19 protein-coding genes are annotated in these 19,977 nt (G+C 45.6%); 6 read left to right on the top strand and 13 right to left on the bottom strand.

Annotated elements, in window-relative coordinates; translation table 11 throughout:
* Positions 1 to 1,194, bottom strand: a complete 1,194-nt coding sequence (locus tag L5L94_RS08930) for a glycine C-acetyltransferase (protein ID WP_168826108.1) — start codon at positions 1,192 to 1,194, stop codon at positions 1 to 3.
* 286 nt (positions 1,195 to 1,480) lie between these two features.
* Positions 1,481 to 2,128, bottom strand: coding sequence for a TetR/AcrR family transcriptional regulator (locus L5L94_RS08925; protein ID WP_263162659.1), 648 nt, complete (start codon positions 2,126 to 2,128; stop codon positions 1,481 to 1,483).
* Positions 2,129 to 2,275: 147 nt separating this feature from the next.
* Between L5L94_RS08925 and waaA the strand changes: the two genes are divergently transcribed.
* Positions 2,276 to 3,541, top strand: a complete 1,266-nt coding sequence (gene waaA / locus L5L94_RS08920) for a lipid IV(A) 3-deoxy-D-manno-octulosonic acid transferase (protein ID WP_263141277.1) — start codon at positions 2,276 to 2,278, stop codon at positions 3,539 to 3,541.
* 26 nt (positions 3,542 to 3,567) lie between these two features.
* Here waaA and L5L94_RS08915 read toward each other — a convergent pair whose 3' ends face one another.
* Positions 3,568 to 4,323: a 3-deoxy-D-manno-octulosonic acid kinase gene (locus tag L5L94_RS08915; protein ID WP_263162656.1), complete on the bottom strand. Its 756-nt coding sequence runs from the start codon at positions 4,321 to 4,323 to the stop codon at positions 3,568 to 3,570.
* A gap of 98 nt (positions 4,324 to 4,421) precedes the next feature.
* Between L5L94_RS08915 and L5L94_RS08910 the strand changes: the two genes are divergently transcribed.
* The 3 genes from L5L94_RS08910 to L5L94_RS08900 all read left to right on the top strand — a co-directional run bounded on the left by L5L94_RS08910 (position 4,422) and on the right by L5L94_RS08900 (position 7,748).
* Positions 4,422 to 5,465: a glycosyltransferase family 9 protein gene (locus L5L94_RS08910; protein WP_263162653.1), complete on the top strand. Its 1,044-nt coding sequence runs from the start codon at positions 4,422 to 4,424 to the stop codon at positions 5,463 to 5,465.
* Between the two features lie 90 nt (positions 5,466 to 5,555).
* The gene (locus L5L94_RS08905) at positions 5,556 to 6,641 is read left to right on the top strand and encodes a glycosyltransferase (protein ID WP_263162650.1); all 1,086 of its coding nucleotides are present in this window, start codon (positions 5,556 to 5,558) and stop codon (positions 6,639 to 6,641) included.
* 24 nt (positions 6,642 to 6,665) lie between these two features.
* Positions 6,666 to 7,748 (top strand): CDP-glycerol glycerophosphotransferase family protein, encoded by a 1,083-nt coding sequence (locus L5L94_RS08900; protein ID WP_411569219.1) that lies wholly within the window; start codon positions 6,666 to 6,668, stop codon positions 7,746 to 7,748.
* Positions 7,749 to 7,796: 48 nt separating this feature from the next.
* Here the strand turns inward: L5L94_RS08900 and L5L94_RS08895 are convergent, their stop codons facing one another.
* Both L5L94_RS08895 and L5L94_RS08890 read right to left on the bottom strand, forming a co-directional pair.
* On the bottom strand, positions 7,797 to 8,969 hold the full coding sequence (locus L5L94_RS08895; protein WP_173497803.1) for a glycosyltransferase family 4 protein: 1,173 nt from the start codon (positions 8,967 to 8,969) through the stop codon (positions 7,797 to 7,799).
* Between the two features lie 356 nt (positions 8,970 to 9,325).
* Positions 9,326 to 10,396: a glycosyltransferase gene (locus tag L5L94_RS08890; protein WP_263162645.1), complete on the bottom strand. Its 1,071-nt coding sequence runs from the start codon at positions 10,394 to 10,396 to the stop codon at positions 9,326 to 9,328.
* Between the two features lie 282 nt (positions 10,397 to 10,678).
* Between L5L94_RS08890 and coaD the strand changes: the two genes are divergently transcribed.
* Entirely contained in the window at positions 10,679 to 11,170 is a 492-nt protein-coding gene (coaD, locus tag L5L94_RS08885; protein WP_105250747.1) for a pantetheine-phosphate adenylyltransferase, read from the top strand.
* Positions 11,171 to 11,260: 90 nt separating this feature from the next.
* Positions 11,261 to 12,736, top strand: a complete 1,476-nt coding sequence (locus L5L94_RS08880) for a capsule assembly Wzi family protein (protein ID WP_263162642.1) — start codon at positions 11,261 to 11,263, stop codon at positions 12,734 to 12,736.
* Positions 12,737 to 12,808: 72 nt separating this feature from the next.
* Here L5L94_RS08880 and mutM read toward each other — a convergent pair whose 3' ends face one another.
* The 8 genes from mutM to L5L94_RS08840 form a co-directional block, all read right to left on the bottom strand.
* The gene (gene mutM / locus L5L94_RS08875) at positions 12,809 to 13,624 is read right to left on the bottom strand and encodes a bifunctional DNA-formamidopyrimidine glycosylase/DNA-(apurinic or apyrimidinic site) lyase (protein WP_113940164.1); all 816 of its coding nucleotides are present in this window, start codon (positions 13,622 to 13,624) and stop codon (positions 12,809 to 12,811) included.
* A gap of 35 nt (positions 13,625 to 13,659) precedes the next feature.
* On the bottom strand, positions 13,660 to 14,115 hold the full coding sequence (locus L5L94_RS08870; RefSeq protein WP_263162638.1) for a hypothetical protein: 456 nt from the start codon (positions 14,113 to 14,115) through the stop codon (positions 13,660 to 13,662).
* A 90-nt stretch (positions 14,116 to 14,205) separates the two neighbouring features.
* Positions 14,206 to 15,189, bottom strand: a complete 984-nt coding sequence (gene moaA / locus L5L94_RS08865) for a GTP 3',8-cyclase MoaA (protein WP_263162634.1) — start codon at positions 15,187 to 15,189, stop codon at positions 14,206 to 14,208.
* An 18-nt stretch (positions 15,190 to 15,207) separates the two neighbouring features.
* Positions 15,208 to 17,019, bottom strand: a complete 1,812-nt coding sequence (locus tag L5L94_RS08860) for a bifunctional molybdopterin-guanine dinucleotide biosynthesis adaptor protein MobB/molybdopterin molybdotransferase MoeA (RefSeq protein WP_263162631.1) — start codon at positions 17,017 to 17,019, stop codon at positions 15,208 to 15,210.
* A 36-nt stretch (positions 17,020 to 17,055) separates the two neighbouring features.
* A complete protein-coding gene (gene mobA / locus L5L94_RS08855) occupies positions 17,056 to 17,646 on the bottom strand; it encodes a molybdenum cofactor guanylyltransferase MobA (protein WP_263162629.1) in 591 nt (196 codons plus the stop codon).
* Entirely contained in the window at positions 17,630 to 18,340 is a 711-nt protein-coding gene (locus tag L5L94_RS08850) for an ATP-binding cassette domain-containing protein (RefSeq protein ID WP_173497808.1), read from the bottom strand. The genes mobA and L5L94_RS08850 overlap by 17 nt, the downstream gene beginning before the upstream one ends.
* 3 nt (positions 18,341 to 18,343) lie before the next feature.
* Complete coding sequence (locus tag L5L94_RS08845) at positions 18,344 to 19,051, bottom strand: ABC transporter permease (protein WP_105250740.1); 708 nt, start codon at positions 19,049 to 19,051, stop codon at positions 18,344 to 18,346.
* Positions 19,048 to 19,872, bottom strand: coding sequence for a substrate-binding domain-containing protein (locus L5L94_RS08840; RefSeq protein WP_131524430.1), 825 nt, complete (start codon positions 19,870 to 19,872; stop codon positions 19,048 to 19,050). The genes L5L94_RS08845 and L5L94_RS08840 overlap by 4 nt, the downstream gene beginning before the upstream one ends.
* Between the last annotated feature and the right edge of the window lie 105 nt (positions 19,873 to 19,977).

The following is a 19,977-nucleotide window of genomic DNA, read 5'->3' as shown; positions in this document are numbered from 1 at the left end:
CTAAATAATGCCCATTTCTTTGGCAATACGGGTAAAGGCGGTGATCGCTTTGTCGAGTTGCTCACGGGTATGTGCCGCTGACATTTGCGTACGGATACGGGCTTGTCCCTTAGGAACGACTGGGAACGAGAAGCCAATAACATAAATATGTTCTGCTAATAAGCGGTTAGCAAAGTCGCCCGCCAGTTTCGCATCACCAATCATCACAGGGATAATCGCGTGGTCGGCGCCGCCCAAAGTAAAGCCTGCTGCTGACATTTGCTCACGGAAATAACGGCTGTTTTCCCATACGGCTTCGCGCAGGGCTTGGCCTGATTTGAGCATTTCTAACACATGGATAGATGCAGTCACGATTGACGGCGCTAATGAGTTAGAGAACAGGTAAGGACGTGAACGCTGGCGTAACCAGTCGATGACTTCTTTTTTACCCGAAGTGAAACCGCCCGATGCGCCGCCTAAGGCTTTGCCTAAGGTGCCGGTGATGATGTCCACTCTGTCCATCACATTGCAATATTCGTGGGTTCCACGGCCGTTTGCGCCAATAAAGCCTACCGCGTGAGAGTCATCGACCATCACCAGTGCGCTGTATTTATCGGCTAAATCACATACGCCTTGCAGGTTAGCAATCACGCCGTCCATCGAGAATACGCCATCGGTGGCGATCAAGATATTACGGGCGCCCGCTTCTTTCGCGGCGATCAACTGAGTTTCTAAATCGGCCATATCGTTGTTGGCATAACGGAAACGCTTTGCTTTACATAAACGTACACCGTCGATGATAGAAGCATGGTTTAACGCATCAGAAATGATGGCGTCTTCTGCATCTAACAAGGTTTCGAATAGACCTGCGTTCGCATCAAAACATGAAGAGTAAAGAATGGTGTCTTCAGTGCCGAGGAATTCGCTCAGGCTAGCTTCTAGCTTTTTATGTATGTCTTGGGTACCGCAAATAAAACGTACTGATGCCATACCAAAGCCGTGGCTGTCTAAGCCCTGTTGGGCGGCTTTGATTAGCTCTGGGTGATTCGCTAGGCCTAGGTAATTATTCGCGCAAAAGTTAACAACTTCTTGGTGATTAACTTGAATGGCAGTTTGTTGCGGTGAGGCAATAACACGCTCGCTTTTATATAAGCCTTCGGCTTTGATGTCTGCAAGCTGTTGATTAATCTGTGCGTAGAATGAGGTAGAGGCCACCTGATATCTCCTTAGTTAACTTTATTCTGATTTTGGGAGTGGCGGCATTCTAACTCTAAACCTAATCGGCCTACAGCCTTTTTTTCATGCAGGTTCGCAAGATAAACTAGTTTAGGGCTAAAGTGGTTTTTACATTATAAAAACTAATGTGCAACATAAGTTTGCCACTGTTTGACTGAGTATTCTTTTAAGCGTTGTAGAGCGAAAACGGGTTCGCACTCAGTACTATAATTGCTTTGAGTTTAGTTCCGAATGCGAGTTCCCAACATAGGCGTTTGGGATGATGTTATAGGGATTCTTGACTCGCTAGCGCGTGGTAATGTTGCTCTAGGCGAGTAAAAGTCGCAACGGAAGTCGGGGTTGCATAGGCTTTGAAAATCATCAGCACCCTTAAAACGCCTTCATAAAGTGTCGCTTTAGTAATGGTGGACGTGCTGGATTGTGTGAGTTGATAACCAATCCAAAAGCTGACGATCATCTTAATGGTATCCGCCAGTGGCGTGATTTTGTCAGCATCGATACACAGAAATCCGTCTTGTGTGAGTTTATGCAGCACATGGCTTGAACGCGTTAAGACTTGCTGCTGTGCGTGCAAATAGCGTTTTTTTAGTTCTTCATCGCGAGCGAGAATATCCGCAAGATTGGCGTACATGAAGCGGAATTGCCACAAGGTATAGAACATAGCATCGAAGTAGCCGATTAACAGTTCTACATCCACTTGCTTATCTTCATAGGGTTGGAAACCCGATTCGAGATGATTCTCATAGAGACTGAAAATACAGCGGATAATGTCTTCTTTATTGCGAAAATGGTAATAAAGATTCCCGGGACTCATATTTAAGTGAGCGGCAATGTGATTGGTGGTGATGTTTCTTTCGCCATGCTCGTTGAACAGTTCAAGACTGGCATAGATTATTTTGTCGCGGGTTTTCATAAGTTATCCAAATTGCTAGTGAACGCCACATAATTGATCAAAGAAAGCTAACCAACGACCGCCGAACTGCTGGTAAATTATCCCTAATTTGGTGCATATGCTAACATTGCCGCTATTCATCAGGCAAAACTCATAAGCACGTTTTTAATGAATCGTTTTCTCTATTCCACGATCTTATATTTATTATCCCCTTTGCTAATCGTCTATTTAGCATTTCGTGCTATTAAAAGCCCTGATTACCGCGGTCGTTGGGGGGAACGTTTTGGATTAACCCGACTTAAATCGACGGATGTACTGGTCCATTCTGTGTCTATGGGTGAAACGCTTGCGGCAATCCCATTGATCCGTTTGATTATGCAATCACACCCTGAGTTAAGCATTACGGTTACCACAACCAGCCCAACAGGGTCTGCCGAAGTGCGTAAAGCCTTTGGTGACTCAGTGCAGCATTGTTATTTACCCTTTGACTTACCTTGGTGTGTGCGGCGTTTCTTGCGCCAAGTCTCACCTAAATCTTGCATCATTATGGAAACCGAACTGTGGCCTAACTTGGTTGCCTTAGCGGCCAAGCGAGGTGTGCGCTTGATGTTGGCCAATGCACGTCTGTCGGCCAAGTCGGCGGCGCAATATGCTAAGCGCCCTAAACTCAGTCGACCTATGTTGCAACGACTCGATGTTATTGCGGTGCAGACTCGAGTGGAAGCGCAGCGTTTTATCGAGTTAGGTGTATCGCAGGACAGAGTAACAGTATGCGGTAGCTTGAAGTTTGATCTCAGTATTACGCCTGAGCGTTTAGCCAATGCCAAGCAGCTACGTCAAGCTTGGGGGCGTGAAACCTCGCCGATTTGGGTCGCAGGCAGTGTGCATCCTGGAGAATTTGACGCCATGCTCACCGCCCATAAGCAATTATTAGCTCAGTGGCCCGATGCCTTGCTGATTATTGCACCGCGTCATCCTGAGCAGTTTTCTGCCGTTGCTGAGTTTGTTGCCAGCCAAGGTTTTGAATCTGTTCGCCGCAGCGGTAATTTTCCTGTGGCGGCCACGACTCAAGTGCTGGTCGGCGATACCATGGGTGAACTTCTGACCTTTTATGGCGCGGCGGACCAAGCCTTTGTCGGTGGCACGCTGATCAATAATGGTGGCCATAATCCCTTGGAGCCTGTTGCTATGGGCGTACCTGTTATGGTGGGGCCGAACCATTGGGACTTTGCCCAGATTACGCAGATGTTGGCGGATGCTGGTGGGTTAAGGGTTGTCGCTTCGGCGGATGAACTTGCCGCTAACTTGATTGAGTATTTTGCTAAACCTGAGTTACGCCAGCAGGCGGTGAACGCGGGATTGGCTGTGGTTGAGGCAAATCGCGGTGCCTTGCAACAACAATATCTTCTCGCGCAATCTTTAATAACCGCTTAATTCAACTGGATAATTCGTTTAGTGGATCAGGCGCTTTGCATCGCCGCTTGATAGCCTTGCATTAGTGATGACCAGTTATCAGCGGTGAAGGCAAGGTTTGGTAGCTTGGCTTGTTCTTTATTAAAGGAACGTAACAGTCTGTCTAGATTTGATTGCTGCCATTGCGGGCTCGGTTTTTTTAACTCGCCGCGGTCGAAATCGATAAGATAAAACCGCTCTGGCGTTAAGGGTTCAGTTTGTGCGGGCTGGAACAAAATATTCTTGGCATTGAGATCGGCGTGGTACACACCGCGCTGGTGGAATTGGGCGATGCAAGCCCCTAATGCCTGCCATTGCTCTGTGCTCATGACCCCTTTGCCGAGTTTAGCGACTAAATCTTCGGCGCCTTCGACCCGTTCGATAATGATATCGGCGCGGTAAAATAATCCATCGCGCACTATGTTGGCGGCAATCGGTTTAGGTACAGCAAAATCTTCGCGATACAAAATGTCTAATAAGCGTAACTCACCCATGGCGCGGGTATTTTCGAGGCCGGTATAAACGTAAGCATCTTTGCTGAATTTCTCCATTAAGCCGCCACGCCAATAATGACGCAATACCCAATGACTGTGCTCAAATGCCACAAACCAAGTGGTGTAGCGGCCTTTGGATGAACCGACGACAGCATTTTTAGCCCGCCAAAAATCCACCGTGAACCACGCGGGATCGATATCTGTTGGCGTATCTTGGCAAACTGCAATGTTACCTTGGGCGGTTTTTATGAGCTGTATCTGAGCATTCATCGGAGATTTGTTGACTTAAGCGTGGCACCTAGGGCCATTCTACATTAAGATCCTTAGCTTGCGCCAAATAACCTTAAGAGCTTTTAGCTTCAATCCCAATGAGTTTAAATCCCAATACCATGAATTCTCTTTGTTTGCTTCGCTTATCCGCTATCGGTGACGTCTGTCATGCCGTGGCTATGGTGCAGGCGATTCAGCGGCAATACCCCGAGCTCAAAATCACATGGGTGATCGGTAAACTCGAATATCAATTGTTGAAGCATTTACCCGGCATTGAGTTTGTTATTTTCGATAAATCTCAAGGATGGCGCAGTTATTTTAATTTGCGTAAGGCCTTAAAAGGTCGACGTTTTGACGTGCTGCTGCATATGCAGGTTGCGCTACGTGCAACCTTGGCTTCATTAGCCATTTCGGCAAAGGTGCGCATAGGCTTTGATCGTGCCCGCGCTAAAGAAGGTCAGTGGCTAGTGACAAATCACAGGGTGGAGCCCTTGGCAAATCCCCATGTGCTCGAAGGATTTATGGGATTCGCTAAGGTGATTGGCGTTAACGATCTCACTCCTCAATGGCATATTCCTGTGCCAATTGCGGATACTGAATTTGCCCAGACGCAGATTAAAGACAATGAAAAAGTCTTTATCATTTGCGCTGCAGCCAGTAAGGCTGAACGTAACTGGTTACCAGAGCGTTATGCCACCGTTGCGAGCCATGCGATTGCGAAAGGATTTAGAGTCATGCTTTGCGGTGGCCCAACTCAACTTGAGAAGGATTTAGCAGAGCAAATTTTGCAGGCTTGTCCCTCTAAAATCGATAATTTAGTGGGCAAAACCAGTCTGACTCAATTATTGGCCCTGCTCAAACGCGCAAGCTTAGTGTTAGCACCGGATACTGGCCCTGCGCATATGGCGGTTACCCAAGGCACGCCAGTCATTGGTTTATATGCCCATTCCAATCCTGGGCGCACAGGTCCGTATTTATCGCAGCAATATGTGGCGAGCGCCTATGATGAGGCGATAGCATCCCAACATAGCGGCGAAGTTAAGTGGGGCACTCGCGCCAAAGGCGAGCATTTGATGGCTTTGATCAGTGTTGAAGCCGTGATTGAGAAGTTTGATCTGGTGGTTCAGCAGACACTCAGTTAAGGCTTGTTAGTATCAGCATTCTTGTTCAGCACTCTTGATGTATCGCTGCGTTAGCGGTTTGTATTCAGAATATCGTTTAGGAGATAAATCATGCGGATAGCCATTGCCATTGATAGTTTAGCGGGTGGCGGAGCCGAAAAGGTCATGATTACCTTAGCCAAGCAATTTATTCGCTTAGGGCATGAGCCGCATTTTTTAGTCATGGAAGATAATCGCTATTATGAAATCCCTGAGGACTTACCCATTCATCAATGTTTTGCCCCTAAGGATAAAGATTTCGACCATTTTGGGCGATTGAATGCTTCGGTTAACAAGCTCAGCGCAAAAATCGCGGAAATTGAATCTCAAGTGGGCAAGTTTGATTTGTTTTTATCAAATTTAGATAAAACCAATTTGATGATGACCAAAACCGGTGTTTCACCACTTTATGTCATAGTCCATTCTTCTGTAGAAGAAGAGTTGAGCCGCCAATTTAAACTGGGACCGTTTGCTTATTTCAAGAAGCTAAAATCCAAAAAAGCGCTCAATAGTCAGCATTTGATTACTGTCTCAAATGGTATAGCAAAGGAGATTAAAGATAAAGGTCGTTTGCATCCAGCATCTATGCAAACTATCTATAATCCATTTGAATTTAACGAAATCACATCTCAATCACAGCAAGATAATCCGCAAATCCCTCAGGGAGATTATCTTATTCATGTCGGTCGCTTTGCTAAGCAAAAGCGCCATGATGTGTTGTTTGAAGCCCTCAAACTCACGCAAAATCAACTTCCTGTCGTGCTCTTGTGTCATAACCACAAAAAAGCGATAAAAGCAGCGAAAAAGTTTGGTATTGAAAAGCGATTAATTATTCCCGGTTTTCAAAGTAATCCTTTTCCATGGATTAAGCAGGCTAAGGCATTAGTACTCAGCTCTGATTTTGAAGGTTTACCGACAGTCTTGATTGAATCTTTAGCTTGTGGGACTCCTGTTGTGAGCACTGATTGCCCACATGGACCTAGTGAAATTTTAACCGGAAATTTAGTGCCTTATCTCGTGCCGCGTCGTGATCCCAAAGCGTTAGCTAAAATGATAGACGAGGTTGTTAGCTTGCCGCCATCCCTCGAGCAGGTTGAGATTTTGACCAAAGTCGATGCGACCTTAATTGCCGAACAATATTTAGCGTTGGCAAAATAATTTATTCGTTTGTGTTTTAGGAGCATGCTTGTGGAAGAAGCCAAACAAGCCAAAAGACGTTATTTATTTTACATAGCGCAAAACTATTCCTATGCGATGTTAAGGCCACTTCAACAAGTCATTTTGGAAAGAGGTGATGAGGTTAGCTGGTTCTTAGAGGGAAATGAGGTCGATCCTAAGTTTTTAAAAACCGATGAACTGCGCTTGCAGAGCATCGATGCTGTGAAAGCGTGGAAACCAGATGCGGTATTCGTCCCTGGGAACGTTGTCCCTCATTTTATTCCTGGGGTTAAAGTGGGCGTATTCCATGGATTTAATGCGGGTAAAATGAATCATAAGGGCCGAGAAGATCACTTCGAAATCAGAGATTGTTTTGATTTGTATTGTACCCAAGGCCCTGCGACGACTCTGCCCTTTCTGAAACTAGAGAAAAAGTTTGGTACTTTTACTGTCGTTGAAACGGGATGGCCTGCGCTCGACCCCCTATTTCTTGAGAATAAAGATAATCCTTATATCAAAGCTGATGACCCAAGGCCTGTAGTACTCTTTTGCTCAACATTTTCCCCAAGTTTGACCTGCGCACCTGTGGTATTTGAGCAGATTAAAGCCCTGTCGCAAAAGAGCCAATGGAGCTGGTTAGTGCAATTTCATCCAAAGATGAATCCTAAGATTGTTGAGCAGTACAAGGCTTTAGAAAACGAGAATTTACAGTTTGTTGAAACTGATAATGTGATCCCTTTGCTGCAGGCGGGGGATGTGATGTTGTGTGACACTTCATCGATTCTGTTGATGTTTTTAATGCAGCGAAAACCAGTGGTGACCTTTAAAAATCAGTCACCGAAAGATCATTTAATCGATATCAGTCGGGTTGAGGATATTGAATCTGCATTAACGCGAGCACTGAGTCGTCCTGATGATTTGATGGCGCACATCCATGATTATTGCAATCAAATTCACCCTACGGGCGATGGTCAATCTAGCCAGCGAGTTTTAGCCGCAACAGATGCTTTGATTGATAAAGGCACAGATTGGCTAAAACCTAAACCATTGAACTTGTTGCGCCATTTTAAGATGCGGCGCAAGCTAGGTTATTGGAAGTTGTTTTAGCTAGTTGTCGTTACTTATGGGCCGATATTGAAATATCGGCCCATTTTGTTAGCCTTGCAGTTTCGTTTCTTCAACCAGTTTAAAGATGATTTCTTGCATATTTTTCTGGAAATCTTCAATACTGTGGTTTGCTTTGATGTAGTCAACTGCCTTAACCGCGAGTTCTTGTCTTAGTTGTTCGTTTTCCATCAGATGGCGTATACCATCGACAAATAAATCGACTTTATCAAAACCATCTCCGAGCACTGTACCTGTAAATACGCCAAATTGACTCGTCAGCTCGTCGGGGTCACGGCAACTGACGAGAAGGGTGCCATAAGATAACGCTTCTAAGAAAGAAATTGGTAGAGCTTCGTGAATTGAAGTGTTGACTAAAATTTTAGCATCTTTGATTAGCTGGTTTTTTCGATCGCCTTCTACATGCCCTACAAAATGTAGGTTGGGAATATTTAGGTAGTCATTCATGATGGACTGATTTTTCTTTGACTGCCTAAATGACTGACCTAGCATGAAAAATTCATATTCAGGCATCAGTTTAGCTATCTCGCAAAATAACCAACCACGTTTGACTGACTCAATTCGTCCCAGAAAGATAATGTGATTTTTCTTCGGGTGTGCTTCTACATCGAAATTATGATCGATCTCGATAGGATTGGGTAAATATTTGATTTCTGTTTTATCATCGAGATTGTAGAGATCTCTGGCTTTACGATCTAAAAAGCGTGCCTGAGAAATAAATGAGACTTTCCCTGCCGCCCAAAGGTCATGAACAAACTGATAAATATTACTGTCCCAATAACTTTTCTCAGGGAAAAGTTTTACGGTATTAATTTCATCCCATTCATAATCAGGTCTTGGATCTTGAACCCAAAATAGGAGTTTTTTATCAATATTGGGAATGGTTTTTAGAATGCGATATGAGTGGGTTGTCATTTCTATTGACAGAAATATATCGTAATTCTTCTTTTTCAGAAACCTAATATTAAGGAAATCCATAAACTTAGCAGCTAAGCGATAAACTTTAATGCCATCGATCATATAGCGACGAGGTATTAATCTTTGCTTGCTGCAGTCTTTTTTTATCAGCACTTCTACTTCAATATTTTCGTTGGGTAAGTGTTTGGCGATTAAGTGGCGTGCTAGAAAACCGTATCCACCATACACTGTGCCTGTACCACCAAAGTACTCATCAACTAATAAAGCCACTTTAAGCTTACTCATTACTACCCCAAAAAATCATTTATTGCTAATTCTACTTAGGCAGAATTATTTGATGGGAAGTATTTTGATATTTTTCAAATAGACTATCAATGAATTTATTTATTCATAAATATAGAATGGTTAACCTTATAATAAACTGTTTTATCGATGTTCAATAATAGTAATTATACAGGCTAAATGTATTGTATTTCTGTGTGTTATTACTCTTTGTTTGATGCATTTGTTAACGTCTTGTGTTTTTTAATCCAATTAAAACGAGCTTTCATACTGTATCAGAGTGTAACAGGTGTTGGAGGTTAAGTAGAAACTCTACTTATATTCAATAGAGTTTCTACTTTTTTACCGTATAAAGATATTTATTCGGCTAAGTTCAAATATTGCTTTGCAATATTTTGACTATCTACGGCTTTAAGAATAGCAAGGTCTTCAAGCGATGGAGGCGATGCCAGACATTCCAGAGCCTTTTGTGCCAACAATGCAGGTTGGCGAACGGGAACCAAATATTTAGCTAAATGTCCGGTAAGGATTTCATTCGGGCCGTGAGGGCAGTCAGTGCTTACGACGGGGGTGCCACAGGCCAATGACTCAATGACTACCGTTGGCAAGCCTTCAAAATCTGAGCTCAGTAGCATTAATTCTGCGTTGGCAATCCAAGCATAGGGATTATGTTGAAAACCGGGTGTGATAATTCGGTGCTCAACACCGTATTTTTTGGCTAATTTACGCGCTTTATTTGGTCGATTACAGAGAAGCACGAGTTTCGGTGCTGTCGGCATATCCCTCAATGCTTTGAAGAGAATGTCATGGCGCTTTTGACGAGTGACTCTACCCACATGGATCATATAAGGCTCATTGGGAATTTCGGCGATAACTTCTTGAGTCTTAATTTTTATTTCTTCTAAGCGAAAAGGGTTGTAGATGGTTTGCACGCTCTGGGGTTTTAACCAAGAAGTGGCTCTGAGTTCGTCGGCAATACCATTTGAGACTGTGATGATTTTTTTGCCGATCAGAGCCTTGGCTTTTTTCCATCTGCGCCAGAAGTGTACTGGACCGCGTTTTAACTCCATCAATAACTCTTGTTTTAACGCACAATGACAGAAGTAGTAGCAAGGATCGAAATGACAGCCGGAAACAACAACATCGCAGTCAGTTGAATTACTTAGAAAGAGTGAAAACTTGCCCGTTTTTTCGGCGGCGCTCACTTTAGCTTTGAGTTGTTGTATCTGCTCCTGTAGCGAAGGTTTTTGACCCGCTTCAAACAGATAATGAATGGTCACATTTTGCGGAGGTATAAAATCGCCTTCCCTGTGAAACACAAACAAATGTACATCTTGTCCTGCTTCCTGTAACACTTCTGCCTGCGACAAGGCGACTTTCACTGTGCCGTTGGAGAAAAAGTTATGGCAAAAAATCGCGATTTTCTTCATATATGCTCTTCTGCGTGTCTTCAAACGTCGTTTTTAAACCTAACACTGCTCAGTGTATATCGTTAAATAGGGGAGCAACATTGTATGTGGTCGGTTTTAATTTCGTGCAACATTATACCTGTTCGTGCCTTTACATGGGCTTAATCAATAGCGTTCTTGCTTATTTTTAAGTTTTTTATCGGTATTTAAAGTCGTTTTTGCTGCGATTATTCACTCGCTTGGCTAAAACGAGTAGACTTGCGAGCAATGATTTTTGGCATCCATGTGAGTTGAGTCAGCAAAGTGCATACAAGAGCAATTTACCCAGGGACATTTGATCCTATCACCAATGGTCATGCCGACTTGATTGAGCGTGCGGCTAAACTGTTTAAACATGTGGTGATTGGCATTGCGGCTAATCCTTCCAAGCAGCCTAGATTCACCCTTGAAGAGCGAGTTGAATTGGTCAATCGGGTGACTGCTCATTTGGATAATGTTGAGGTGGTGGGGTTTTCGGGGTTGCTAGTGGATTTTGCCAAGGAGCAAAAGGCCAGTGTACTTGTGCGTGGGTTACGCGCGGTATCCGACTTTGAATATGAATTCCAATTAGCAAATATGAATCGCAGATTGAGCCCTGATCTGGAAAGCGTATTTTTAACGCCTGCCGAGGAAAACTCATTTATCTCTTCAACCTTAGTTAAGGAAGTCGCTTTGCATGGTGGCGATGTGAGCCAGTTTGTTCACCCTGAAGTAACTGCTGCATTGGCGGCAAAGCTTAAGTTGGTTAAACCCTAGATTTTACCTGCGTACCTGATGGTTTTTACGTAGGCGTTTTGTGTTAACTTTGAGGCATTGTTGCCTTGTGATGATACTTAAAAGGATGTTATGAAGGCTTTTTTTCCCCCCACGATCCTTGCTACTAGCATTGCCTCTGGCCTGTTTTTTTCTTCAATGCTTGCTGCTGCACCTTGGGTCGATGCCTCTGATATTTATCTTAGAGCTGACATTCAAGCACTTGCTGATGCGGGTGTGATCACTGTGCCAGTGAATACTTATCCATTGATGTGGTCAGGCATTGGTGGTGATTTAGCGAAAATTGAGCCTGAGCTGCTTTCTCCCTCTTTAGTACAAGCCTTTGCACGGGTTAATTTTTATTATCAAAATGCTGTCGATAATCGTGGTAATGCACGGATAAAAGTATCGGCAGCATCTGATCCTGCTCGCTTTCAACATTATGGTTCTGACTATCGCGAGAAAGGTGAAGTGCTGGGCTCCTACGAGTATTTAGGATCGCGTGTTGCTTATAAGGCGACTGTGGCAGAAACCTATGATCCGCAAGATAATAAAAATTTCCGCCTTGATGAGTCTTATTTTGCCATCATTTTTGGTAATTGGATCGCAACCTTAGGCGCGGTTGAGCAGTGGTGGGGACCGGGGTTTGACTCGGCTCTACATCGTTCTAATAACGCCCGCCCTATGTCATCGTTAACCTTGAGCCGTAACAATGCCGCGGCCTTTGAAACACCTTGGTTATCTTGGATTGGTCCTTGGACCTTTAAAACCGGATTTAGCTTAACTGAAGTGGATCGTGCTGTGCCTAAGACGGCTGAGTGGGATATGCGCTTAAGTGCAAGACCGATTAAACAGTTAGAAGTGGGATTGTCTTGGTCGACCTTATTTTGTGGTGAGGGCCAAGATTGTAACTTTGACTCTTGGTGGGATTCGGTTGCGAGTAATGCTGTTTGTATCGATGGTACAAATGATTGTGCGCCGAATGAGCGCCGCGATGCAGGCCATAGAACTCAAAGTATTGATATGCGTTATGCCGATACTTTGCAGGATATTCCCGTTGGATTATATCTCGAACATAGTTGTGAAAATGGTAGTGACTGCGGCTCACTTTGGGGTATTGATACCCATTTTGGCACATCGGGTAAGCAGTTTAAGTTGTTCATGGAATATTCGGACACCTATGTAAAATGCGATGGTGATAGTGCCAATTGTTTCTATGAGGATCCTGTCTATCTGAGTGGTGCTCGCTACTATGGTCGTGCTTTGGGTTCTACCTATGATAGCGATGCACAAGTGTTCGTGGTTGGATTAGTTGGCCAGTTTAATAACAGCCGTGGTTTTACCTCGTTGCTGCGTTATGCGAAGCTGAATAAAGATGGCTCCAATGTGGCGAACACTTGGGCACCACAACCGCCAAAAGAAGATTTATTGATGCTGGAGCTTTCTTACCGTATGCCTGTGTGGAAAGGCATGTGGAGCTTAGGTGGAACTGTATCGAGATCGGAGTTTGAAGTTCAAGAAAATGATACCAATGCCACGCTATTTAGCAGTTTTGAGTATCGTTTTTGACAGCTGTAATTGATTAAATAACGAAAAATGCCAAGCACTTGCTTGGCATTTTGGCTTATAAATAACGCAATATTAGCGTGTTTGGCAAATGCCACAAAATACTGTGGTGCGTTGGCCTAAACGGATCTCACTTAGTAAGTTACCGCAGCTTGTGCAGGTTTCACCGCCGCGACCATAGACATGCAGTTTCTGGGCGAAGTAGCCGGGCTTGCCATCGGCATTGGTGAAGTCTTTCAGCGTGGTTCCACCCTGTTTAATGGCGTGGGCTAAGATTTGCTTCACTTCGGCAACTAAAACGGTCAAACGCTCGATATCGATTTTACCTGCTTCGGCCTCTGGATGAATACCAGCGGCAAACAAGGCTTCATTGGCGTAAATATTGCCTACACCCACTACGATATGATTATCCATCAGGCAAAGCTTGATCGCTTTTTTCTTGCCCGCTAAAGCTGCCGCTAATTGTGCGACATTAAAGGCATGGGTCAGTGGCTCTGGCCCTAATTTGGCGAGTAATGGATGGGCTTCTTCTGGGAGTTCACACCATAGCCAAGCACCGAAACGTCTCGGATCGTTAAAGCGTAAAATGCGGCCGTTGGCGAGCACTAAGTCGATATGGTCATGCTTTTCCACTGGCGTGTCGTGGGGCAAAATCCGTAAACTCCCTGACATACCCAAATGCACTATGCTGGTGCCCGCGTCAGTGTCGATTAATAGATACTTAGCACGGCGTCGCACTTGGCGTATAACTTGACCGATAATCTGTTTGGCTATGTCAGGCACAGGCCAGCGCAACGAGCCATTGCGGATCACAAGATCTATTACGGTTTGCTCGACAAGGTAGGGGGCAATACCCTGACGGGTGACTTCAACTTCTGGTAATTCCGGCATGGATTCTTTCTTATCTTAAGTAAAATTGGGTGACATTAAGTTGTGGGTTTCGCATCGAGGATCGGTTGCAGTTTAGCTCTTAAACTCGGTGGTACTAAATACCAATTACCTGCGGGAGACTTTAAGGCGCCTTCATTGGGAAAATAGATCCACAGTTGAGCATCGCGGATATCTGCAATCTGGATGACTAACTCTTGCGGATTATCTGTGGTTTCTGGCGCGGCGGTTAAGGGGGATACCCGTATGGTTTGCCACGCCTTTGCCCATTCATCACAGTTGAGGACTTTAGTGTCGCACTCCCATTGTGATGCTTGCTTGTGCAGCCATAACCCGTCGAGTTGCAGCTGTGAAAGCGGTGCATTATCGTCAAACAGTCGCTGAGCATCACTCGGAACATTATTGGTTTTGTTATCCATAAAAGTCAGCACGGCGACCATAAAGGCGCAGGCGACTATGATGATGTTATTCCATTGCTTACGAGTTAATGCCATAGAAATGTGTAACGCTAAGTATGGGGTGATGCTTCGAGTTTATCACGGCCAAATTGAGATGCTAGCCCTTAAGCGATGGAGTGGTGATGCTTAACCGCCAGTGGCGTTCATAAAGCGTAGGATTTGTACCTCATTATTGCCAAAGTCGTGTTGCTTAGGCTTGAGATTAATTCCCGCGAGAATAGCGACTTTTAATCTTTCAATATCAGCCGGAAATTCCCGGACTATGCTTTTGAGATCAACGGCATGTTCATTGCCTAAACACAGCAATAATTGGCCTTCGACTGTGACGCGCACGCGATTACATTCGTGGCAGAAGTTGTGGCTGTGGGGCGAGATAAAGCCGATATGGATTGGGCTGTCAGCCATAGTGTAATAACGTGCTGGGCCGCCGGTACGTTTGTTGGAAAGCTGTAGCGGATAGTGACTATTGATGATGGCTTTTACTTCATCGCTGCTGCAATGACGGGCGCGTTTCCGCTCATCCATTTCGCCAAGTGGCATTTCTTCGATAAAGGCGATGTCTAAGTTACGGCCACGGCAGAAATCAACTAAATCAATAACTTCATTATCGTTCTGCTGTTTTAAAATCACCGCATTAATCTTGATACGTTCAAATCCCTCCGCAATAGCCGCATCAATACCATCGATGACTCTGTCTAATTTGCCGTTACGCGTTAGCTGAGTAAACAGTGTGGGGTTTAAGGTATCTAGGCTGATATTGAGGCGCTTTAATCCTGCATCAAACATGGGTTTAGCGAATTTTGTCAGCCTTGAACCATTGGTGGTCATGGATAAATCCGTCAGCCCAGGCAGTTTGCCAAGCAGACCCACTAGCTGGTCGCAATCGGTGCGAACTAAGGGCTCACCGCCGGTCAGGCGAATTTTAGTCACACCAAGCTCGGTAAAGGCTTGGGCAATCCAAGCTAATTCTTCGAGGTGGAGTACGTGGTCCTTTGGCAGAAAACAGGGATCTTCCGTCATGCAATAAACACAGCGAAAGTCGCAGCGGTCGGTGACCGAGAGCCGTAAATATTCGACCTTACGGCCAAAGGAATCCACAATTAGACTCATAAAAAAACTCACTGGATCCTAAAGTAGATCCGCAAAGGGTTGAATAAATACAGTTTCACCTGCATTCACGGCTTCTGCATCATCCCCTATGATGATGAGGCAATTCCCTTTAACCATTGAACTTAACATCCCAGAACCTTGGTTGCCCGTGCTACTCACGTGTAGGCGTCCATCTTTACCAAGCTGATAAATCCCGCGAATAAATTCGGTGCGGCCTTGGCGGCTTCGTAGAGTTTCATCACTTATTGCAGGGAATAGCTGCGCTTGCCAGTTCACTTCACCTGCTAATTTTCGTAAAGCGGGCTGCACAAATTGCAGGAAAGACACCATGACTGCGACTGGGTTGCCAGGTAGCCCGAAGAATAAGCTGTCATTCACTTTACCAAAGGCGAGTGGCCGACCCGGACGCATGCTAATCCGCCAGAAATCAATTTTTCCGAGGCGTGTAAGCACGGTTTTGATGTAGTCCGCATCGCCGACAGACACACCACCCGAGCTAATGACGACATCGGCAAGGTCGGCGGCTTTAGCGAGAGTTGCTTCAAGGGCGGCTTCGGAATCTTCGATAATGCCTAAATCGATAACGTCACAACCGAGACGTTTTGCCATCGCTTTGATGGTAAAGCGGTTTGAGTCATAAATGCAGTTAGCTTTGAGTACTTCGCCAGGCTGGCTCACTTCATCGCCGGTGGAGAATACTGCAACAGTTGGGCGGCGATATACACTCACGTGATTGAGCCCGAGTGAGGCCAGTAAACCTTGTTCGGCGGCGCTTAGGCGAGTGGCTTTTGCGAGTGCGACTTGGCCTTGAGCAATATCTTCTCCTGCTAGGCGAACGTGTTGGCCAGAAAGAATGCGGCCTTCAAAGCTAACAATGCCATCGACTTCCTTGGCAAGCTCTCGGGGCTGCACAGTATCGGCACCTGCAGGCACTGTTGCGCCCGTCATGATACGCACGGTTTCGCCGACTTTAAGCGTGCCCGAATATTGATGACCGGCAAGAACCTCTCCCACCAATTTTAAGGTGGTAGGCATTGGGTCTTGATAGACAAAGGCGTAGCCATCCATCGCCGAATTAGTTTGTTGTGGCACGTCGACGGGAGAAATGCTGTCGCTGGCCAGTACGCGGTTATCTAAGGCATCTAACTCAATGTCTTCAATCTCTGCCACGGGTGATACATGGGATAAAATCTGCGCTAAACCTTGGCTGACGGTAAGGTTTTTGTTGTCGCCTATGGCGCAGGCATCCACGGCCGAAATGGGGTATTGGAGTGGCGCTTCCCAGTTTTGGGTGTACTCCATCACAAAATCGGCAATCTGGCAGACATTGTTGAGATCGAGTCGGCGCAGCTCACTAGGAAGTGCGTCGCTGGGCAATTGAGTATCGTCGCAACAGGCGATGGCGAGGATATTCTCATCTTGAGTGTAGATAAAAGGTTTGCCGTGGGCGGCGCGGTGCAATTCAATTTTAGGTAATGCGAGCTTTTTAAAGCCCTCGACGAGGACGATATCGACTTTGTCGGCTTCGATTTGCTTGAGTAAATGGACTAACTCAGGATCGCCATCGCGCGCGTCTTCTGTCATCAGCGCCCAGCGTACATGGGAGGCGACCAGCATTTGTCGTGCGCCCGCTTTACGCATTTCGTAACTGTCTTTGCCGGGAATATCTACGTCGAAATTATGGTGGGCATGTTTGATTACGGCTAAGCGTAGACCACGTTGATTTAATTCGGGGATCAATTGCTTGAGTAAGGTGGTTTTCCCCGTGCCACTGTAGGCACAAAATCCGAGAACGGGAATAGCGAGCGGATTGACGAAGGGGTTACTCATTTGCACCTCTAATTTGGGTTATTGGAGCCTTTTTAGCTATTGGGTGATTTCTATCGCTAGTCGTTGTTTTTGTTCTGGCGTATTCACATTCACAAAAGCATTGGGCTGGTCGGCGAATGTCGCTACGACGAAGTGATGTTTGATATACCAAAAGTCCACTTTACGCTCTCCCGCCTCAAGAAACGCTTTCATCGAGTCACGTAAGCTAGGTTTTAAGAGTAAAACAACGGGTTGTTCATACTCACCGTCACTGGCGACAGCAATCTCGGCTTTTTCTGCTTCAATTGCTGCCAACATACGCGGAACAAGGTCAAGTGGCAGGAGTGGGCAGTCGCAGGGCACTACTAATAAGTAGTCTGCATCTGTTTGGCCCATAGCGGTGATCATACCCGCTAAAGGTCCGAGGAAACCACTATGCTCGTCACTTATTACCTTAAAACCGAACTCAGCATAACGTGTTTGGTTACGATTTGCGTTGATCAGGATCTCCTTAACCTGAGGTTTTATTCTATCTATTGTGTGCTTAATCATGGCTTCACCGTTTAATTCGACGAGACCTTTATCGTCGCCACCCATGCGACGGGCCATACCACCGGCGAGAATAACGGCATCAATTTGCGATGACATACAAAGGCTCCTGTGCTGGCAAAGATTCAGGCTGTTGATAAGAGGTCATCACGCGCTCACCTTCTATGTGCCACTGTTGTTCGCAGATGGCGGTTAACGCGCAATTCTGATGGCTACTCAGTAACATTCCTGTGCCTTCGTGTTTGAGTTGTTGGATCATTTTTAATACTAGCTCTTGGGAATCCTTGTCCATATTGGAGGTGGGTTCATCGAGCATTAATAGTTTAGGTTGTAGGATCCAAGCGCGCGCAATCGCGAGGCGCTGTCTTTCGCCACCAGAGAGATTACTGGCCCTTTCGTGCAGCAGCGACCCTAGCTGCGCCATCTCAATTGCTTGAGTAATCCGCTGTTTAGCCTTGGCTTTTGTTTCTGAGCTGAAATTCAGCCCATAGGTGAGATTATATTCTACTGTGCCGTCGAACAAATAAGGATGTTGGTGCAGATAAACAGCCTTACCTAACAATGGATTGCGTCGCCACCAAGCATTTTGGGCAAAACCGACAGCCTCAATATGACCTTTGGTTGGTGGCATTAAGCCCGCCAGAATTTTCATCAAGGTTGATTTGCCTGTGCCATTGTCGCCTTGCAGATAAATCACATCTCCTTGGCAGAGCGATAATACGTCGGCTTTGAATAACAGGCGCGCGCCAAAGGACATTTCTACGTCACGGGCGATCAGTTTGACCTTAGTCATTGCTTAATGGCTCCTTGGCATGGCTTTGCCGCGTAAACTACCTAAGGCAAAGTTGAGGATCAAGGCCAAGATTAGCAGCACTAGCCCGAGGGCGATAGCTTGGGCGAAGTCACCTTTGCTGGTTTCAAGTGCGATTGCGGTAGGAATATTACGGGTCACGTTTAAAATATTGCCGCCGACCATCATAGAGCAGCCGACTTCGGTCAGAATGCGACTAAACGCCGCGACAATCGCCAGCAGTAAGGGCATGCGCAGTTCTCGGCATACTGTCCACACTGCACGGCACCAAGAGGCACCTAAGGTGCGTGAGGTTTCCCAAGCTCTGCGATCAACGCTAGTGAATGCGGCTTGGCTCATTGCAATTAGCACGGGGGCACAGATGAACATTTGCCCGAGAATCATACCTTCTTGGGTAAATAACCATTTTAGATCGCCCAGAGGACCGTTGCGTGTTAGCAGTAAATACACGAGTAGACCGATAACCACTGTCGGGATTGATTGCAGAGTTTGAACTAAGTTAGTGACTATCCATTTGCCGCGAAATGGCGCAAACGCCAACACAAAGCCGAGCACCATGGAAGGAACAAGCGTGATCAGCAGTGCCGCGAAAGAAACCGAAAACGAGATCGAAATGATGGACCAAACGTCAGGGTCTAAAGAAAACAGCAGGCTTAACGCCTGCTGTAATAGTGCTAGCCAGCCGTCGTTCATTCGCTATAAGTTGCCTTGAACAATTGCTCGCCTTCAACTTTGAAGCTGTTGATCATGCTTTGACCTTCTTTGCTGATCAACCAGTCGCTGAATGCTTTAGCGCCTTTGTGGTTCAGATCTGGGTATTTAGCAGGGTTGATGAGAATGACTTGGTATGGGTTGGCTAAGGTTTTGCCACCATCGAAATCAACGGCAAGATCGAGTTTAGTTTTATAAGCCACGAAAGTACCACGGTCAGACAGAGTGTAACCTTGCATTTCGTTTGCCATCAGCAGGGTTTTACCCATGCCTTGACCGACTGAAGTATAACCTTTGAAGTTAGGAGTAACATTTGCCGCTTTCCATACTTCTAACTCTTTGATGTGAGTGCCTGAGTTGTCACCACGAGAGATAAAAGGTACGCCTGATTTTGCCATTTTAACGAAGGCTTCTTCGGCCGTTTTGCTGTCACGGATTTTTGCTGGGTCGTTTTTAGGGCCAAGTACTACGAAATCATTTTCCATAATGCCGCGGGGCTCAACACCAAAACCATCGGCGACGAATTTAGCTTCGGCGCTAGGCGCGTGAGTCATGACTAAATCCACGTCACCTTGCTCACCTAGTTTCAGGGCTTTACCTGTACCAGTGGCGATGACTTGAACCTTGTAGCCTGATTCACTTTCGAACTTAGGTAACAGTTCTTTCAATAGACCTGAGTTTTCTGTGCTGGTGGTGGTGGCTAACTTGATAATTTCAGTCGAGTGAGCGGGTAAAACAGTGAACATACTGGCTGCAACAACCAGTCCCAGTAATGACTTCATATGAGATTTCATGTTTAGCATGGGTACTCCTTGGCGGAAAATAGGATTCCAACTCAAATGCCTACTGAGTGGAAGGTCTCGTAAATTGTAATACGTTCGGTTGAAAGCAAGTTAGATGCCAAGCTG

This window comes from Shewanella sp. SM21 (assembly GCF_025654335.1).
Lineage (GTDB): Bacteria > Pseudomonadota > Gammaproteobacteria > Enterobacterales > Shewanellaceae > Shewanella > Shewanella oncorhynchi.
Note: the sequence above shows the minus strand (reverse complement) of the source record. Positions and strands in the feature narration are given on the sequence as shown.

What these genes read in the sequence shown, in the direction of transcription:
- L5L94_RS08925 (WP_263162659.1), bottom strand. Translation starts at nt 2,128, where the DNA reads ATGAAAACCCGCGACAAAATAATCTATGCCAGTCTTGAACTGTTCAAC.
- waaA (WP_263141277.1), top strand. Translation starts at nt 2,276, where the DNA reads ATGAATCGTTTTCTCTATTCCACGATCTTATATTTATTATCCCCTTTG.
- L5L94_RS08915 (WP_263162656.1), bottom strand. Translation starts at nt 4,323, where the DNA reads ATGAATGCTCAGATACAGCTCATAAAAACCGCCCAAGGTAACATTGCA.
- L5L94_RS08910 (WP_263162653.1), top strand. Translation starts at nt 4,422, where the DNA reads ATGAGTTTAAATCCCAATACCATGAATTCTCTTTGTTTGCTTCGCTTA.
- L5L94_RS08905 (WP_263162650.1), top strand. Translation starts at nt 5,556, where the DNA reads ATGCGGATAGCCATTGCCATTGATAGTTTAGCGGGTGGCGGAGCCGAA.
- L5L94_RS08900 (WP_411569219.1), top strand. Translation starts at nt 6,666, where the DNA reads ATGCTTGTGGAAGAAGCCAAACAAGCCAAAAGACGTTATTTATTTTAC.
- L5L94_RS08895 (WP_173497803.1), bottom strand. Translation starts at nt 8,969, where the DNA reads ATGAGTAAGCTTAAAGTGGCTTTATTAGTTGATGAGTACTTTGGTGGT.
- L5L94_RS08890 (WP_263162645.1), bottom strand. Translation starts at nt 10,396, where the DNA reads ATGAAGAAAATCGCGATTTTTTGCCATAACTTTTTCTCCAACGGCACA.
- L5L94_RS08880 (WP_263162642.1), top strand. Translation starts at nt 11,261, where the DNA reads ATGAAGGCTTTTTTTCCCCCCACGATCCTTGCTACTAGCATTGCCTCT.
- mutM (WP_113940164.1), bottom strand. Translation starts at nt 13,624, where the DNA reads ATGCCGGAATTACCAGAAGTTGAAGTCACCCGTCAGGGTATTGCCCCC.
- L5L94_RS08870 (WP_263162638.1), bottom strand. Translation starts at nt 14,115, where the DNA reads ATGGCATTAACTCGTAAGCAATGGAATAACATCATCATAGTCGCCTGC.
- moaA (WP_263162634.1), bottom strand. Translation starts at nt 15,189, where the DNA reads ATGAGTCTAATTGTGGATTCCTTTGGCCGTAAGGTCGAATATTTACGG.
- L5L94_RS08860 (WP_263162631.1), bottom strand. Translation starts at nt 17,019, where the DNA reads ATGAGTAACCCCTTCGTCAATCCGCTCGCTATTCCCGTTCTCGGATTT.
- mobA (WP_263162629.1), bottom strand. Translation starts at nt 17,646, where the DNA reads ATGTCATCGCAAATTGATGCCGTTATTCTCGCCGGTGGTATGGCCCGT.
- L5L94_RS08850 (WP_173497808.1), bottom strand. Translation starts at nt 18,340, where the DNA reads ATGACTAAGGTCAAACTGATCGCCCGTGACGTAGAAATGTCCTTTGGC.
- L5L94_RS08845 (WP_105250740.1), bottom strand. Translation starts at nt 19,051, where the DNA reads ATGAACGACGGCTGGCTAGCACTATTACAGCAGGCGTTAAGCCTGCTG.
- L5L94_RS08840 (WP_131524430.1), bottom strand. Translation starts at nt 19,872, where the DNA reads ATGCTAAACATGAAATCTCATATGAAGTCATTACTGGGACTGGTTGTT.